At 45.5% G+C, this 576-nt stretch carries 1 protein-coding gene; it reads left to right on the forward strand.

All coding sequences use genetic code 11. From position 1 onward, the window contains the following. On the forward strand, positions 1-576 hold a 576-nt coding region (locus BV372_RS32370), incomplete at both ends, for a GAF domain-containing protein (RefSeq protein ID WP_143845437.1).

The following is a 576-nucleotide window of genomic DNA, read 5'->3' on the forward strand; positions in this document are numbered from 1 at the left end:
AGTGTCACATTAACCAACTCGAACCTTTTGCTGTCAAAGCAAATTTGGTCGCGCCGATTCTCAAAGACGACCAACTATTTGGCTTATTAATTGCACATCAATGTTCTAGCCCCCGTAATTGGCGACAATACGAGATTGATTTGTTCGCTCAGATTGCGATGCAAGTCGGATTTGCTCTCGATCACGCAAGGCTGCTTCAGCGAATTGATGCTGAAGGTGTGCGAACTCATTTACAGGTAGACTTAACGCGCCGCATTCGGGAATCGCTCAATGAAGAGGATGTACTCAAAACCACTGTTGAAGAAGTTCGCAAAGCGATTAGTGCTGAGCGAGTTATAGTTTATGGTTTTGATGCCGACTGGTATGGCACTGTGATTGCAGAATCGGTGCTCCCCGGTTTTCCCAAAGCGTTGCGAGCCAAAATCAAAGACCCCTGTTTTGTAGAAGGCTATGTAGAAAAGTACCAAGCTGGTAGAGTCCAAGCTACCAATAACATTTATGAAGCGGGTTTGACCAAGTGTCACATTAACCAACTCGAACCTTTTGCTGTCAAAGCAAATTTGGTCGCGCCGATTC

Origin of the sequence: Nostoc sp. T09 (assembly GCF_002154695.1) — a bacterium.
Lineage (GTDB): Bacteria > Cyanobacteriota > Cyanobacteriia > Cyanobacteriales > Nostocaceae > Aulosira.